Here is a 17,199-nt window from a genome sequence, read left to right as displayed (position 1 = left end):
TCAATAAAAAAGTGTGCGCCATGTATTGACTCGGAGCTTATGTTACGGATAGCCTCTTAACAGGTCAATAACAAAAGACTGTTTTTTATAACATGAACTCTGCAGCAACTCTTTTCCAACGATATCACTATCGTACGTGGTATCTGTCCGAATGGTGGGACGAATAACCTACTGAACACGCTTGTGTTTAGTGGAGTTTTGTTCTGCTGTCTAACTCCCCTATCAATGATTTGATAGACGAAAGGCTTTCTGTAAAACATTAACTAATGCCATGCGTATTGACTCACGCACAGCAAAGCCACGTCTCAAAATTCTAATAAGATGATTTTCGGGAGCTTACCATGAGAAGTTCAGTACTTTTATGCACAATTTTTGGCTTGGCCTTGTCACCTATCGCAGTTGCAGTTGCAAATGAATTAGAAAAAAGTTCGCCAAATCAACCCGCGACAGAATCTGAGGTTGAACGGGTTGCCGTCACAGGTTCTCGCCTTAAGGGCGTGGATATGGAAGGGGCAAATCCCTTACAAAGTTTTAGTCAGGATGAGATCACTAAACGCGGTTATGCATCGGTCAGTGAGTTTCTCAAGGATTTACCTCAGGCTTCGAGTGCGGGAACCTTCTCCGAAACAGGCGGTGTAGGCGGTGCAGATGGCGCTCCTGCGGGAGCCTCTGGTGTGAGTTTGCGTGGATTAGGCTCTAGCTCGACCTTAGTGCTCGTCAATGGTCGACGGGTTGCTGTGGATTCATTTTCAAATGGCTCGGACTCCTTTGTTAACGTTAACGCAATTCCCTTATCTGCGATTGAGCGCATTGATGTATTAACCGACGGCGCCTCATCTATTTATGGCTCAGATGCGATTGCAGGTGTGATTAACTTTATCTTACGTAAAGATTTTGTTGGGCATGAGCTGACCGCGCAATATGGTGACGATATCTCGGATCATGATGCGAGCCGTAAAAATCTGACCTACGCGGGCGGTTTTGCAACGGAGAAAAGCAATACCACTGTCGTATTAGATTACGCAACCCGTAACCCCATTTTTAACAGTGATAGACCTGTCAACGTCACGTTTGAATCGAATACTCGTATGACAATTGATGGTAGCGATTATGCCGAAACCTGGTGTGGTAACGACACCCAAAAGGCAGGCACCCGTTGTAATTATGACTATGTGATCCAGCGGGCTATTCAGCCTGATTACGAAAATGCGGGAGCGACTTTCAATCATATTTATCGATTGGATAATGGTTTAGAGCTATTTGCTGAGGGCATGTATCAAAAAAATACGGGCTCAGCATATGAAGCACCTGCGGGCTATACCGTTGATGTAGCTGGTGACGCGGCGTTTATTCCGCAATATGTGAAGGATATTGATCTTAAAGATGGCAGCGTCAGTGATTTTATCACGGTGAGAACACGCTTTCCTGAGCGTCGAGTTCAGGAATACGATACACAAAGCTACCGTTTACTTGCGGGCCTGCGTGGTGAACTGGCGGAGTGGAGCTGGGAAAGTGCGCTGACCTACGGCAAGTCGACTAATGAAATCAAAAACATATCTGGTTATATGAATGCGAATTTATTGGACGATGCTGTAGCGATGGGGAAATTTAATCCCTTCAATTTAGGTCGTGATAATACAGAGGCTGAGCTAGCGGCGCTAAGAGATCCCGGAGTTCGTCGGGGTGAGTCCGAGGTGCTTTCTGTCGATTTTAATATTAGTGGCGAGTTATTTAATTTACCTGCTGGTACTGTAAGTTCAGTATTTGGCGGTGAATTCCGTAAAGAGGACATATTCGATAAACCGTCGGTTAATGCGGTCAATAACGAGATTATCGGCTTAGGGGCAAGTGATGCCGCAGCAGACCGCACCCAATATGCTGCCTATGGCGAGTTTAATTTTCCACTCACTGAGAGTTTGGACCTGATCGCAGCTTTACGTTACGACCATTACAGTGATTTTGGTGGCGATGTGAATCCTAAAGTATCGCTGCGTTATCGCCCAATAGATGAATTGGTGCTGAGGGCTTCATGGAGCACAGGTTTCAGGGCGCCATCGCTTTCCCAGCTTGGGGCGGGAACCTCCCTTAGCAGTCAATATATTAATTGCGGCGCTGACGAACCCTACAATAGTCTATGCGGTGTCGCGGGGGCTGAGTTTGGAGAGCTAGAATTTGATCAAGAAACCATTGGTAACAAAGGGTTAGAGGCTGAAAAATCTGAGGCATTGAATATAGGAATGTCTTGGAATGCTACTGACAATTTGCAATTTACTGTCGATTATTGGCGTTATGATCACGATGATATTGTCGATATTGATGCTAACACCACCTTAGATGCCTGTATTAAAAATCCTGCAAATATTGTCGATAGTATCGCAGCATTAGGAGACAACTTTGGCTGCGTGGTGGATAGCCAAGGAGATATTAGCTTCTTACGGACGGGTTACTTTAACGTCGGTAACCAATCGACCGATGGTTTAGATTATAAAGTGGACTATCGTCTTGAAACCGATGCGGCCGGCGAGTTTAGCTTTTATCTCGCGGGTACCGAAACCTTCTCCTTTGAGCGGCAATTGACTCCTTCTACACCGAAGGAGGATCTACTCGGTCGTTTAAGTGGCGCCTCTGAAATTGCTCGCCCTGAAAGCGTGATTGATCTCGGTACTGACTGGCAGCTGAATGATTTGAGCGTCAGTATCGCAGGACACTATATCAGCTCATTAGGTGACGGTGATTTTAAGTTTGATAATGAAACCGTAGATAGCTGGCTGACGTTTAGCGCTAGCGTGGGATATGAGCTAAGCGAGCACCATAGCTTGTTGTTGTCAGTGCGTAACTTAACCGATGAGGAGCCGCCTTATGCTTCATCCCCCACTAATGGTTATGCCAGTTCAGTACATGATTGGCTCGGCCGTCGCTGGAATATGAGTTACACCTTCAAGTTTTAATCAGTCTGTGGGCTGGCTTAATCGCGATTAAGCCAGCCCTTTGTCATCCTATTGATGAAGGTATTCCTCAATGAAATCACCCCTAGCGCGGCAAATGCCCGACGCCTTTGTTATCTTATTTTTTATTGTGTTACTCGCAGCAATCAGCAGCTACCTTGTCCCCGCGGGGTGGTTCGCGATGACGGAGGTCATAGACTCTGCGGGAAATACCGTTAAGCGAATTGACCCACAGCAATTTTTTATTGCTCAAGATACTGCCCACCATGTGAGTTTGTTTTCCTCAACCGATAAAACGGGATTAGTTAACTTTGCCTTTGATGGTATGACATCGGGCGACAGAATGGGCTCCGCCGTTGGGGTTGTTGCTTTTATTCTTATTGTGGGCGGCGCCTTTGGGGTGGTAATGGAAACTGGGGCTATTACCGCCTGTATCATGGCCGTGATAAACCAATTACAACGTAGTCAAATATTATTAATCCCGTTGCTTTTTGTTATTTTCTCACTGAGCGGCGCTGTTTATGGCATGAGTGAAGAAGCGATTGCATTTTGCATTGTCTTATTACCCCTATTTAACGCTCTGGGTTACAGTGCGGCAACGGTTGTGATGGTGACTTATCTGTCGACCCAAATTGGTTTTGCCACCTCTTGGATGAACCCTTTTAGCGTAGCTATTGCCCAAGGGATTGCCGATGTACCTTTAATGTCAGGTGCGGGACTTAGAATAGCTATTTGGTGTTTGTTTACCGCGGTAGGACTGGCTTTTACTCTGCATTATGCCAACAAACATCGTACTCCTTTGTTAATAAAAACAGAGCAACTTGAGCAAAGCACCTTAAACACTCAATGCTCTTCCTTTGATATCATAGTGTTGCTCTGTTTACTTGGGGTGATCCTTTGGGTTATTTGGGGAGTCGTGGCTAAAGGGTATTATATTCCCCAAATTGCCAGCCAATTTTTTACCTTAGCCTTACTGGTTGGATTAATTAGCGTTTTATGGCGCAAACGCAGTTTGAACCAAATTTCAATGGCGTTCCAACGGGGGGCAAGTGAATTACTCCCGGCTGCTATGATCGTCGGTTTTGCCAAAGGGGTGGTGTTACTGCTGGGGGGAGATGATCCGCAGCAGCCTTCCATTTTGAATACTGTGCTGCATTATGCGGGTCAATGGCTGGCCTCCTTACCTGATGCTATTGCGGCACTGCTGATGTATCTGTTTCAATCTGTGATGAATTTTTTCGTCGCATCTGGTTCCGGACAAGCAGCACTGACTATGCCTATTATGGCGCCGCTGGCTGATATTGCTGGAATTAGCCGACAAATCGCGGTGTTATGTTTTCAATTAGGGGATGGTTTAACCAATTTGGTCATCCCTACATCCGCCTCCCTCATGGGCTGTTTAGGTGTCGCCAAGCTGTCTTATGGTCAATGGCTCGCGCTGATTTGGCGCTTTCAACTCTTATTGACGATTATGGCGAGTGGGGTGGTTTTATTTGCAATTTTTATGGGATATCACTGATGTTAACTCTAATTCGTAATGCCTTGGTCTACTCTCCACAATTACTGGGGCTACAGGATGTCCTATTTTGTGGGTCGAACATACTGCAAATTGCTAAAGGGATTAAATTACCCAATGCGGCTTGGGTCAAAGAAGTTGATGCCGATGGCTGTATCCTTATTCCTGGTTTGGTTGATCCTTTAGTGCATATTACTGGTGGCGGTGGTGAGGGGGGCTATCATACTCGAACGCCTGAAATGCAATTAACGGATGCCACACTTGCCGGAGTGACCACCTTAGTAGCCGCGCTTGGGACGGACGCGGTAAGCCGCAGTTTAAATGAGTTAGTGATAAAAGCGCGAGCATTAACCTATGAAGGCCTTAGCGTTTTTTGTTACACAGGCTCATATGAGTTTCCGGTTAAAACCATTACTGGTGACGTCACTCAAGATTTAATGATGATTGATAATGTGATTGGGGTTGGCGAGATCGCCATTGCAGATCACCGAGGCTCGCAACTTTCAGTTGCAGAACTCGCACGGGTGGCAGCGCAGAGTCGAGTGGGGGGCATGCTCAGTGGTAAAGCGGGTATTGTATTTGTTCATGTGGGCGATGGCGCATCGGGGCTCAAATTATTACATCAGGTTGCACAGCAATCGGATATTCCTCTGACTCAGTTTTATCCAACGCATATCAATCGCTCACAACCGCTGTTAGAGCAAGGTATTGAATTTGCTAAAAAAGGTGGGGTGATTGATTTTACCACATCGACCAATCAACATTTCTTAAATCATGGAGAAGTGTCAGTGGTGTCGGCTGTCAAATTTGCATTTGAGCAAGGGGTTGAACTTAGTCGGATAAGCTTAAGCTCCGACGGTAATGCTAGCTTACCCGTATTTGACTCTGCGGGTGAATGTATTGGTGTTGAGGTGGGTAAGGTTAGTAGCTTATTCAATGCGATGCAGGCATTGATCATAAGTGGTTTTACCTTAGAGCAAATTCTTCCACTAGTGACATCCAATGCCGCACGTAATTTGAAGTTAAAGCGCAAAGGAGGGATTGGTCTTGATAAAGATGCTGACTTTGTTTTGTTAGACCATAAGCTTGCTATTAATAAAGTCTGGGGTAAGGGACAACTACTTGTTGATAATGGCATTGCCGTTAAACGGGGAACCTTCGAGCTTTACTAGCGTTACATTTACATAGTGCTTTGCGTTAAATTGATGTATGAAAACTAAAAATCCGAATATTTACAGATATTCGGATTTTTAGTTTTCAGGCTAATCTTAGCAAGATTTGCATTGATGCTAGCAGGATTAGACGCCGCGATATTTCAGTGAGAGGCCACGGATAAAGTTACGCAGGATCTGGTCGCCGCAGGCCTTGAAGTTTTTATGATCTGGGTTGCGAAACAGTGCGCTTAACTCAGACTTAGACATTTGCACTTCGGCGAGCGCTAAGGTGGCCATAATATCTTCTTCACGCATTTCGAGGGCAACTCGTAACTTTTTGAAGATTAAGTTGTTGTTTAATTTTGATACTGGCTTTGGCAGTTCGGCCCCTTCACGTAGACCACGTTTTTCGATGATAAGACCATCTAAAAACTGGCATAGGGTCGTGTCGTTACAGGCCTTATAGCCTTCTTCCTCTTCTTTGCGCAGCAGACTAATCATCTCTTCGGTAGAGACTTCTCTTCCAACTTTGGCAAAGATCTTAATCATTTTGGCATTGTTGAAATCAAACACGAAGCGCAAACGGCGCAAAATATCATTGTTAATCATGGTCATCTCTAGGCGCGGCTGCGCAGTCTGGTTTAAGAGCTGACATTATATACTCAAAGTAACAGAAAAGCAGGAAAGTCTAGCGTGGATGAGCAAGTGGCACAGTAGAGCATGAGTCCGCGCTGAGGACTCATGCTCAAATGCGTTGAACTACTCTTTAACCGCTAGATACCAGTAAATAAAAAGCACTGCAAAAATAAGCAAATAGCTTAATCCTATCCAAGAGAGGCATTTCATTTTTGTGCCATAACGATGAGCCTCTGGCAGTTGGGTGCTAGTCATTAAGCGATAGTTTAGCCATGCAAAAACCACTGTGGTCATAAAGGCTAAAATCATCACAAACTCCAGCAGTGGCAGCAGCGCGCCCTTAAAAAACAGGATGAGCATTAACCCTAATGCACTTACGCTGAGCATGATGCCTGTCAGGCGTTTGTCCGATTGGGCTTCGCTGACTGCCGAGCGTGACAGCAGTTGCCAGCCCATGTTCAAGGTTCGGCTATAGCCATCGATAACAGTGACAGTGGTGCTGAAAATACATAAAAACGCCACTATGCCAATTAAATAGCGGCTCTCACCACCCATGACTTGGCTATATAAGTTGATTAATTGGTTCGCAAACTTGGCGCCAGAGTCGGAAAAGTGCTCTCCGCTACCATGCATTACCAGCGCGCCTAAGGCCAAAAAGACCACTGCCAGCAGGGCAGTGACGATATAGCCTAAGTTGAAGTCTAAGATGGCTTGGGCGGGAGTAACGGGTGATGTTTTTTGTTTTTCCAATAACCACAGCGAATTCCACGCACTGACCTCAATCGGTGCTGGCATCCAACCCATCATGGCGACCAAGAATCCCACATGGGCCCACTGCCAAGGTGAGGGGGAGACAAACTGGCTTTCTAGCGGTTTCATATGATCCAATGCCAGCGCGACCGCAATTAAAGTGGTGAGCGTCAGGGCGAACATGATGATCTTGGTCAGCCTGTCCAACAATGAATAGTGCCCTAAAATCAATAACAACAGTGAGCTTATCAGCACCAGTAACGCCAAAATATCTATGGGTAATGGAATAAACTGCGTGAGCATTGCGGCGGTTAACATGCAGACCCCAGCGGTACTCGCAATAGAGGCGATCACATTAAGTCCAGTAAATAACCACAGATAACCTCGGCCTTGCTTAAGATATCCATGCAGTAAACTTTCGCCCGTTGCAGCGGTGTAACGTGCCCCTGCGGCAAAGAAGGGGTATTTCAGCAAGTTCACTCCCAGAATCACCCAGGCGAGTTGCCAGCCAAATTCTGCGCCAGCGCGGGTGGATGACACTAAATGTGAGGCCCCAATCGCGGCGGCGGCCATTAATACACCGGGTCCCATGGCCTTTATGCCGAGGGCAAGTTGGGCAGTCCAATTCATGGGGAAGGGTTTTACTTGAGAAGTCGCCATAATACGCAGGGTGTTTCCTTATCCGTTGGAAATGGTCTGGTTGATACAGAGTTATCTAAGCACTTAAGTCGCGGTGTTAACTGTTAAGAATTGTATTTGGCGGCGAGTAGGGCTTCGATGCGTTTTAAGCTTGCCGTCATTTCCACAAGTTGGGTCAGCAGGGCGTTATCTTCCGTGGGGGAACTCGCCTCGGCGGGTGAGTGCACATCACTTAAGCGTTCTTTTTGCTCCAAAATCTGCGCCCTAAAACCCGGCGCGTCGACTATGCCCACCAGAGTGATTAAAGCGCCAGTGCCCGATTGTCCAGCGGTTTCAACAGTGAGTTTATGTAATCCCATTAGGCGCATAATCGGCCCCTGAATGAGGGCGATATCGGTAATTTTATCTAAGGGAACCGTATTTTCTGTGCGAGTTAAAATGCCTCTGCACACAATCAGTTTTTTGCTAGTCAGGCGTGCGCTCATATTACTGATATAGCGGCGCGTTCCCCATAGGCCGATAGGGAACCACAGTAGTAACAAGGGGATACCAACAATGCTTAGGGTGAAGTAAGCGGCCCCAGCGAGTAACCAATACATGCCTAAGTTAGCTTCAAATTTGGCTTCATGAATCGTTTGTTCTTGCATTTTCTTCCCTAATTTTTGCATCCAGTTGTTAACTATCTTGAGAGATTTCTGCTTTAAAATACATAGTTTTTGTTAGTAACAAAAGTTTAACTTTTTTCAGCGCGCCATTGACTTTGTTTTACAACCCATTACCTTGGTTGTGTTAAAAAATAGTTTAATAAAAGTAAAATAAATTTAACAAATGAAGATTAGGGGATGTAAATGAAAAGACCTCAGATTCCACCCAGCGCTTGTGCTATCGCAATTGCCATGGCATTTGCTCCGAGCATTAGCTATGCAGCCGATAATGGTGCCGATAAAGTTGAACGTATTGAAGTAACGGGCTCTCGTATTAAGCGCACCGACATCGAGGGACCGTCGCCCATCCAATCCATTGGCAAAGAAGATATTGCCAACATGGGTTTTGATAACTTGCAGCAGTTACTCGAACGTATGCCTGCGAACGGTGCCGGCGCTTTCTCGACCCGTGGTAACAGCCAAGACTCGACCGCCAACGGTGGTGCTTCAATCAGTTTGCGTGGCTTAGGCCCCGACGCCACTCTGGTATTGATTAACGGTCGTCGTGTTGCGGCAAGTGCCTTTGCCGAAGGTATCACTAACTCCTTCGTCGACATAAACAACATTCCGGTTTCAGCGATTGAACGCATTGATATTCTGAAAGATGGTGCATCGGCAATTTACGGTTCCGATGCGATTGCGGGCGTAGTCAACATCGTCTTGAAAAAAGACATTGAAGGGATTGAGGTTAACTTAGGTTACGGCGACACCCCTGGTACGGGTTACGATGAAACCACGGCGAGTGTTGTGTGGGGAACCAAATCCGAAAAGGGCAGTGCGTCGGTTATTCTCGACTATTTTAAAAACGACACCTTAGCGGCAACTGATTTGGGCCGTTTTGGCACAGCCGATCAAAGCCCTTACGGTGGTGAAGATTTCCGTTCTTCACGCGGTTTCCCCGGTTATTTTTATGTCGATGGTGTGAAGACTATCGATCCATCCTGTCCGCCCGATCGTGCAACGGCCAGCGGCAGCTGTTTATTTGACTATGGTCCATACAACTTAGTGATCCCTGAAGCTGAGCGTATCGGGGCTATTGGTCAATTCGATTACCATTTCAATGACGATTTAACTGCTTTCCTCGAGTTGGCTGCGCAACATAACTCTTCTATTGCGGGTGGCGCGCCAACCCCTTTGGATGAAGATGCAGCCTTAACTGTGCCTGGTACTCACCCAAATAATCCTTGGGGCAAAGATATTGAAATCGGTCGTTTCCGTACTGTGGATGCGGGCGCACGTCGTTGGGATATCGAGTCCGACACCTTGCGCTTAGTGGCGGGTTTACGTGGCACGATTAAAGAGTGGGATTGGGAAGCCTCGGTACAACGCGGCCGCAGTGAATCGACTCAAACGGGCGATCGTACTCAAGGTTGGGTCAGAACCGATTACCTGCAAGCTGAGATCGATGCGGGTCGCTACAATCCTTTTGGCGGCACCATGAACTCGCAGGATGTGATTGATGCCATTACGACGAGCCTAGTTCGCCAAGGTTTATCGAGCATGACGTCTTATGCGGCGAACATTTCCGGTCAAGCGTTCACGCTGGCGGACCGCGATATTATGATGGCAGCGGGTGTGGAATACCGTGAAGAAAGCGTGAGCGACGTGCCGGATGAACAGTTCCAACGTGGGCTGATTTTTGGTACCGAAGCGGTGTCTGCGGCGGCCTCTCGTGACCAATACGCGGGTTATGTGGAGTTCTCTATTCCTGTCACGGATAACTTTGAGCTGCAACTCGCGGGTCGTTACGACCACTACAGCGATTTTGGTTCAACCACTAACCCCAAAGTGGCGTTCCAATGGGGCATCACCGATGAGCTGACGAGCCGTGGTTCTTGGTCAACCGGTTTCCGCGCGCCTTCTTTAGCTCAAATCGGTTTAGGCCCATCACGCGAAAGTAGCTTCTTTATCGATACTTATCGCTGCGCCGCCGATGGTGTGGATTGTGAAGCGCTCGACTACAACACTGAATTCCAAGGTAACTCTGAGTTAGATGCCGAAGAGTCTGAAACATGGAACCTTGGACTTATCTGGGCGCCAAGCCAGAAGTTTGATATCGGTTTCGATGTTTACAGCATCACTCAAGATAACAAGATCGATAAGCAGCCATTGGGTGATATCTACACCGCAAACTGTAACGATCAAAACAGCACAGTGTGTGAGCGTTTAGCACCGCAAGCAGGTCAAACCTTAGGTCCTATCAGCATTATTCACTCAAGCTTTATCAACTTAAGCTCGCAGGATGTGCAGGGTGTTGACCTGTCAACCCACTATGGTCTTGAGCTAGATAGCTTTGGTGATTTGAAGTTTGGTCTAGAGTACAGCTACTTACATAACTTCGAAAAAGACGGTCTCGATTACACTGGCGAGTACAAGTTCCCACAACATCGCTGGTTGCTTACCACGAACTGGACCATGGATAACTTCGCCGCCAACGTAAACCTGAGCTACATCGGTGAGTTCGAAGATACTCCAGATATCGACTTTGACGGCGTGTTAGACTTCGAAACCAACAAGTCTCGTATGGTTGATGCACAGTTATTAGTTGATATGTCAGGTAGTTACCGTTTCAACGAGATGTTTAAGCTGACATTAGGCGTGAACAACCTGTTCGATGAAGAGCCACCGTTTGCGATTGGTGACGGCGATACCGACCTCTATGGTTATGTGATTTCTGTACACAACCCAATGGGACGTTATATCTACACCAAACTGACCATGAATTTCTAATCAGTCATTGGCTGAGTCATTGGAAACGGCGCTTCGGCGCCGTTTCTGTATTTTACTCTGCCGTGACACAGTGTATCTTCGTTCTCGTTAATCAGTTATCACTAAAAGGACGTTAATATGATCACCTTATATGGCATGCCCCGCAGCCGTGCATTACGAGTCGCTTGGGTGCTAGAAGAGTTAGGCGCCGAGTGGGCCTTTTCGTTTGTGGATATGAATAAGGGCGAGCACCGTAGCGCCGACTTCTTAGCGCTCAATCCCTGCGGCAAAGTGCCAGTGTTAACCGACGATAATCTTGTATTGTCTGAGTCTGCGGCTATTTGCCTGTATCTGGCGGAGAAGTTTGGCAACTTGTTACCAGAAGCGGGCAGTGCCGCATCGGGTCTGCATCATCAATGGGTGAGCTTTATTATTACCGAACTCGAGCAGCCTCTGTGGACCCTCGGCAAGCATAAATTTGCGTTGCCGGAAGCGCAGCGTCATCCTTCCATCATGCCTTGTGCGGTGTGGGAGTTTGATAAGGCGGCGGCCTTGGCCGAAGCTATGCTGCCCGATAGCGACTTTTTACTCGGCGACACCTTGTCGGTTGCCGATATTCTGCTGGCACATACATTGATGTGGGGCACTTTATTTGAGCAGCAGATCCCGCCTAAATTAGCGGCGTATCGCGATAGAATAGCGGCGCGTCCTTCGCGTAAATCGGCACTCGCCAAAATGGATGCAGTCGCTGCTGCGGCGCAAGCTTAATCTGATTTAGGCATTAAAAACAAAAGGGCAGAAGATTCACTTCTGCCCTTTTTGCTTAAGTCGTTTAGCGTTTATAGCTGAGTCGCCGCCCATTTCGCACGGCTTTCACGGCTCTCACTTAATCCATTTTGCTCACGGAATGCCTTGTAGGCTTCGACATCGAGATTGACTAAGCTAACATCCACTTCGAGCACCAGTTTACACTCTTTCTTAATGCGCCATGCCGCTGTGTTGTACAGCTCAGTTAACGGCAGCGAGCTTAAAAACTCGGGGTTATATTGGGTGTAAACGGCTTGGGTTGGATACACCACGAAGGCCAAGTGACGCTTAGGCTCTTTCTTAAATAAGGCTTCGATGCCGTCAGTGGTATTGAGTACTTGCATCTCGATAATATCGTCGAGATCTAACAGCTTTTTCTGTGCCAGTTCAGGGGCCTGTGTCTCAGCATTTTCCCAGGCTAATACATCGGCTTCGCTGTGGTTGGTCAGTTGTCCTACTTGAGCCGCACTGAGGCTGAGTGATTGGCGTAAGTAGCTCATTTCGATGGCGTTCAAGCCAATATTTTTAGACATAATGCGGTTCTCAAGTTGATAAAAATAAAATCTCGGTAAAATCAGTATTTGTTTTTAAGCCAAATATCTTCGACCCATTCCCAGAAGGATTCCCAATAAGTATCGGTAAAGTCACCGTTTTGCCAGAAGTGAACTTGGCCATCCTGATCGATACAGTAAAAGTCATCGCCCAATTGGCAGATGGCGATTAAGTCCCTTGGCAAGCCGATTGACCAAGCATAGCAGGTGACTTCGGGTAAATAGGTGTGCGAATAGGGATCGGCTGCGGTCACAGGCTCAATCGCGCCATAAATCACGTCACTGGCATGGAGTAGGTATTCCTTTAATTCCCGTGGCAGCGGGATCAAAATCTGTTCCTCAACCTCCACTAACTGCTCGAATGTGGGTAACTCGAGTGGCACAGGCACGGTTTCGCTGCGTTCTTGGAGTTGCTCAATAATGTCGTGCATGGAATTTCCTTAAGGGTCGCCTTATGGCGCGGGATTATATAGGGAAACAAGGTTGGATGCGAGGGAAGGGCTGTGAGCGATAGTGGGCATAGATCGATTGTTAGTGAGATGACGCTTTAGGCTAAGTCTGGGGTTACGCCATAAAAAAGCGCTGGCATCTGTTTTCACGAATAGCCAGCGCAACAGTGGAAGTGGTACAGCGTTAAACGGTTAAGCGATTAAACAATTAAATAAACGGGTGATTAAGCTACTGAGTTAGTGAGCAGCAGGCCTTGATCGACGCGTTTATAGTTAAGCCAAGCCTTGTGATACAGCTTATGGGACTCTTGGCGCAGCTTAGCGATCTGTGCGGTTTCAAACTCACTTAATGCACGTTGCTGTTTTATCGCATTTGCCTCAATCTGTTGAACTTGCTCGTAAACCTTGTGCTCTGGGCCACTTTTAATGTCGGCAATATCTTTAAGGTGTAATTGGACCTCGGCAATCATGCCGCTTTCGGGCAAACGTACCAGTAAGTTAAGGTCGCGATAACCTGAGGCTTTTGGCTCGGCAAAACGGTTTTTCTGTTTCACGACCTGAGCTTGCTCGCTTAAGGCGTAGTAGCTTTGCATCAGCTCGGAGATGCTGTTACTGACGATGCTAGCGCGGGCAAGGTCGGTGATTTGGCTGGCATCCCCATTAAATTTAGTGGCGACCTTCTCGGCGGCGCGTTGATAGCTTTTTACGTCAGGTAAAATCACTCGCACCTGTGTATCCGCTGTGATTCGTTGCAATAAGTTACCTAGCTCATTTTGGGCAATAGGGGCATTTGAATACAGTTTATCTAAACAGCTTAAAGCTTGGCGTGGTGTGTCGAAGGTTTGAGTGTTGAGTGCATATAGCCCTTGAAGATCATGGCTTTGAGCTTGCCTTGCGCTATAGCTGCCACGTTCGGCTCTGCTGTCATTGATATCTAAAGGATTGGCTACGCCAGTGCGGGTCGATAATAAGAGTAGAAAGATAAAAAAGGTACGAAATAACTTATTCATAACGGCCTACTTCCTTATGGGAGTGATACACATCACGGGAATACCATAGGCTGGAGTGGCTTAATTAAAGCTGAATCAATGATGAAGACTTGTTCATGTTTGGCTTAGGTTCACATTTTTCGTGCCTAAAAAAATAGCGCCGCTATTGTGAGCGGCGCCATTGGGTTTGTTGATTACTATCTTGAATTAATTTGGGATTACCAAATTTTCACGCGTTTCTCTGGTGCGATATACATAGCATCACCTGGTTTCACATCATAGGTGGTGTAAAACTCAGGCATGTTAGACAGCGCGCCTAATGCACGGAACTCCGCAGGTGAATGTGGATCTGTTGCTACGCGGTTACGCAGGGCTTCTTCTTTGGCTTTTGCACGCCAAATTTGCGTGAAGCCGATGAAGAAACGTTGGTCGCCAGTCAGACCGTCGATAACCGGTGCTTCTTTGCCATTGAGTGACTTTTTGTACGCACGGTAAGCGATAGTCACGCCCGATAAGTCACCGATGTTCTCACCTAAGGTCAGGCTGCCGTTGACGTGCAGATCGTCAAACACATAGTAGCCATCGTATTGTGCGATCAGCGCCTTACCACGGGCAGAGAATTCTTCTAAATCTTTCTCTGTCCACCAGTCGCGCATATTACCTTCGCCGTCGAACTTCGCGCCTTGGTCGTCGAAACCGTGGCCCATCTCGTGACCGATAACCGCACCGATACCACCGTAGTTAACGGCATCATCCGCTTCCATGTTGAAGAACGGTGGTTGCAGAATTGCTGCAGGGAACACGATTTCGTTCATGGTTGGGTTGTAGTAGGCGTTAACCGTTTGTGGGGTCATGTGCCACTCGTCTTTATCGATTGGTGCGCCTAACTTAGCCAGTGACTTAGCGTGCTCAACTTCGCTTGCGCGAACCGCGTTACCAATCAAATCATCGGCTTTGATGGTCAGTTTGCTGTAATCTTCCCACTTGTTTGGATAACCAATTTTCGGGTTGAATTTCGCTAATTTTTCGGCAGCAGCTTGCTTAGTGGTATCGCTCATCCAAGTCAGATCTTTGATGCTGTCGCCGTAGGCACCGCGCAGGTTTTCAACCAGTGCTTGCATACGCTCTTTGGCTTCGGGAGCGAAGTGACGCTTCACGTACACTTTACCCACCACTTCACCTAATACGCCGTTGACTGCCGCAACACCGCGCTTCCAACGTGGCTCTTGTTCTTCTTGACCGTTAAGGATTTTAGAGAAGAAGGCAAAGTTTTCGTTATCGAAGTCTTCGCTCAAGTTGCTCGCCGCGTGGGTCAGCACTTGCCATTGCATGTAGGTTTTCCAAGTTGCCAGATCAGTCGTTTTGAGAACTTCGTTCAGGCCTTGGATATAGCTTGGTTGGTTTACGATAATGTCGGTTTGCTTGTCAGCACCTAATGCCGTTAAGTAGCCTGTCCAGTCGATATCTGGCGCTAAGTTTGGCAGATCTTTAACTTGGTACAGGTTGTAGGTCTTAGTGCTGTCGCGTGTTTCAACCACATCCCAATGTTTAGAGGCAATCGCAGTTTCGAGGGCGAGAATTGACTCAGCGCTGGCTTTTGGATCCGCAAGACCCGCCAGCGTGAACATTTTTTCAATATGGGCAAGGTAAGCTTTACGGATATTGACGAAACGCTCAGCTTCGTTGAAGTAGTAATCTTTTTCCGGCAGGCTTAAACCGTATTGCCATAGGTGAGTGGCATAACGGCTAGAGTTTTTCGCATCGATATCGATGTAGAAGGCGATAGGTGTACCGGCACCCATGATTTGGCTGTGGGCGAAGTATTTCACCAGCTCGTTTTTGTCTTTTAAGGCGTTGATGGCATCAAACTCGCCTTTCAGTGGCGTTACGCCCAGTTTGTTTAGCGTCGCTGTGTCCATAAATGAACGGTAAAGATCAGCCACTTTTTGCTCGTCAGTGCCTTCAGCCAGATTTGGCGTGGCGGCCACTTCTTCGATAATGGCTTTAACGTCATCACGGGATTTTTCACGCAGATCGTAGAAGGCGCCAATGCTAGTGCGATCTGCTGGGATCTCGGCTTTCTTCAGCCAAGCACCGTTAACATATTCATAGAAATCGTCCTGTGGACGCACTGATTTATCAAAGTTTTCAAATTCGATACCAGAGCCCAATGCTTTAGTGACAGCGGCAGCAGTAGCGGTTTTAGCTGTTTCTGGCGCTTTAACTTCAGCGGGTTTGTCATTACAGGCAGTGAGGCCTGCGATGAGTGAGGCACACAGTCCCCCAATGAGTACTTTTCTCATGTCGTTTCCTTCGAGTTTGTTATTGTGCCCATCTCTGGGGCTGTTTGGTGCAAAATGGGATTGCTTCAGGCGCAACGCTACGTATGTTAATGCTTTAGTGGGAATCTAAACAAGGTGATTACACTTTTTCAGCCGGATTTATTATCCGCTAGTTGTAACTAAAAATTACCATGATTGAAATTGGCCTAAAAACCGCCAAACATACCGTACGCATGTACTGACAAGTTAGTAAGCACTTAGGTTTGAGATATATCGATAAGGTCGCTGCTCGATAGTTTCATTGTCTAGGCTTTGCCCTTTCATTCGTTGGGCCTCATAATACGGCGGTTTTCATTTATTGAAGTTGAGTCGTCCCGTGCGTTTAGACAAATTTATCTGTGAAAGTACCTCGCTGACCCGTTCTTTAGCGAAAAAAGCCCTGCATCGTGGTGACATCACCTGTGATGGCGTGGTGATTAAAGATGCTGGTTTTAAAGTGCTTGAGGGGATGCAAGTATGCCTCGAAGGTGAGCTTATCTCCCTCCTCGGTGAGCGTTACCTGATGCTCAATAAACCCGTGGATACGATTTGCTCGACCATAGATGAAGTCTACCCTTCGGTATTGAGCCTGCTAGATATTGAAAAGCCAGAAACCTTGCACATTGCTGGCCGTTTAGATGCCGATACAACTGGCCTTGTGCTGATCACCAGCGATGGTCAATGGTCGCATCGGATCACTTCGCCGAAAAAAGACTGTGGCAAGCGTTACTTAGTGACGTTAGCCGAGCCTGTGGATGAGAGTCTGATTGGCGTCTTTGCCGCGGGAGTGGAGCTGAGAAACGAGGACGGCCTGACAAAACCCGCAGTGCTTGAAATCATCGAGCCGCAGCGGGTGCGTTTAACCATTACCGAAGGCAAGTATCACCAAGTGAAGCGGATGTTTGCCGCAGTAGGCAATCATGTGGTTGGCTTACACCGTGAAAGCATTGGCAAAATTGAATTAGACGCAGAACTTGCCCTCGGCGAGTGGCGTTATCTGACGAGTGAAGAAATCGCCTCGATTTAACA

Annotated in this window: 13 protein-coding genes; 6 read left to right on the top strand and 7 right to left on the bottom strand. The window is 47.2% G+C overall.

The features are described 5' to 3' along the window. The first annotated feature begins 341 nt into the window (after positions 1–341). From SHD_RS18475 to iadA, 3 genes are all read left to right on the top strand, one after another. Positions 342–2,948, top strand: a complete 2,607-nt coding sequence (locus SHD_RS18475; protein ID WP_023268523.1) for a TonB-dependent receptor — start codon at positions 342–344, stop codon at positions 2,946–2,948. A 70-nt stretch (positions 2,949–3,018) separates the two neighbouring features. Beyond that, positions 3,019–4,464 (top strand): putative basic amino acid antiporter YfcC, encoded by a 1,446-nt coding sequence (gene yfcC / locus SHD_RS18470; RefSeq protein ID WP_039978668.1) that lies wholly within the window; start codon positions 3,019–3,021, stop codon positions 4,462–4,464. Then, on the top strand, positions 4,464–5,633 hold the full coding sequence (iadA, locus tag SHD_RS18465; RefSeq protein ID WP_023268521.1) for a beta-aspartyl-peptidase: 1,170 nt from the start codon (positions 4,464–4,466) through the stop codon (positions 5,631–5,633). Before yfcC ends, iadA begins: the two co-directional genes overlap by 1 nt. Before the next feature lie 126 nt (positions 5,634–5,759). On the opposite strand, the gene SHD_RS18460 is transcribed toward iadA, so the two are convergent. The 3 genes from SHD_RS18460 to SHD_RS18450 form a co-directional block, all read right to left on the bottom strand. Further along, the gene (locus SHD_RS18460; protein ID WP_039978665.1) at positions 5,760–6,224 is read right to left on the bottom strand and encodes a YehS family protein; all 465 of its coding nucleotides are present in this window, start codon (positions 6,222–6,224) and stop codon (positions 5,760–5,762) included. A 150-nt stretch (positions 6,225–6,374) separates the two neighbouring features. After that, a complete protein-coding gene (locus SHD_RS18455; RefSeq protein WP_023268519.1) occupies positions 6,375–7,661 on the bottom strand; it encodes an Nramp family divalent metal transporter in 1,287 nt (428 codons plus the stop codon). An 83-nt stretch (positions 7,662–7,744) separates the two neighbouring features. Then, positions 7,745–8,287 carry a PH domain-containing protein gene (locus SHD_RS18450; protein WP_039978663.1) on the bottom strand — a complete coding sequence of 181 codons (543 nt, stop codon included), beginning with the start codon at positions 8,285–8,287 and terminating at the stop codon, positions 7,745–7,747. A gap of 201 nt (positions 8,288–8,488) precedes the next feature. Here SHD_RS18450 and SHD_RS18445 point away from each other — a divergent pair, with 201 nt between their 5' ends. Both SHD_RS18445 and SHD_RS18440 read left to right on the top strand, forming a co-directional pair. Next, positions 8,489–11,074, top strand: a complete 2,586-nt coding sequence (locus SHD_RS18445) for a TonB-dependent receptor plug domain-containing protein (RefSeq protein ID WP_023268517.1) — start codon at positions 8,489–8,491, stop codon at positions 11,072–11,074. Positions 11,075–11,191: 117 nt separating this feature from the next. Further along, the gene (locus SHD_RS18440) at positions 11,192–11,821 is read left to right on the top strand and encodes a glutathione S-transferase family protein (RefSeq protein ID WP_023268516.1); all 630 of its coding nucleotides are present in this window, start codon (positions 11,192–11,194) and stop codon (positions 11,819–11,821) included. A 71-nt stretch (positions 11,822–11,892) separates the two neighbouring features. Here the strand turns inward: SHD_RS18440 and SHD_RS18435 are convergent, their stop codons facing one another. The 4 genes from SHD_RS18435 to SHD_RS18420 form a co-directional block, all read right to left on the bottom strand. Beyond that, the gene (locus tag SHD_RS18435; protein WP_011623924.1) at positions 11,893–12,393 is read right to left on the bottom strand and encodes a DUF4447 family protein; all 501 of its coding nucleotides are present in this window, start codon (positions 12,391–12,393) and stop codon (positions 11,893–11,895) included. A 41-nt stretch (positions 12,394–12,434) separates the two neighbouring features. Further along, positions 12,435–12,842, bottom strand: a complete 408-nt coding sequence (locus tag SHD_RS18430) for an SMI1/KNR4 family protein (RefSeq protein ID WP_011623923.1) — start codon at positions 12,840–12,842, stop codon at positions 12,435–12,437. A 242-nt stretch (positions 12,843–13,084) separates the two neighbouring features. Beyond that, a complete protein-coding gene (locus SHD_RS18425; RefSeq protein ID WP_023268515.1) occupies positions 13,085–13,870 on the bottom strand; it encodes a RelA/SpoT domain-containing protein in 786 nt (261 codons plus the stop codon). Positions 13,871–14,067: 197 nt separating this feature from the next. Beyond that, complete coding sequence (locus SHD_RS18420; RefSeq protein ID WP_039978659.1) at positions 14,068–16,152, bottom strand: M13 family metallopeptidase; 2,085 nt, start codon at positions 16,150–16,152, stop codon at positions 14,068–14,070. A gap of 337 nt (positions 16,153–16,489) precedes the next feature. Here SHD_RS18420 and rsuA point away from each other — a divergent pair, with 337 nt between their 5' ends. Then, a complete protein-coding gene (rsuA, locus tag SHD_RS18415) occupies positions 16,490–17,197 on the top strand; it encodes a 16S rRNA pseudouridine(516) synthase RsuA (RefSeq protein ID WP_052031085.1) in 708 nt (235 codons plus the stop codon). The last annotated feature ends 2 nt before the right edge of the window (positions 17,198–17,199 follow it).

This window comes from Shewanella decolorationis S12, assembly GCF_000485795.1.
Lineage (GTDB): Bacteria > Pseudomonadota > Gammaproteobacteria > Enterobacterales > Shewanellaceae > Shewanella > Shewanella decolorationis.
This window is presented reverse-complemented; position numbering and strand designations above follow the sequence as displayed.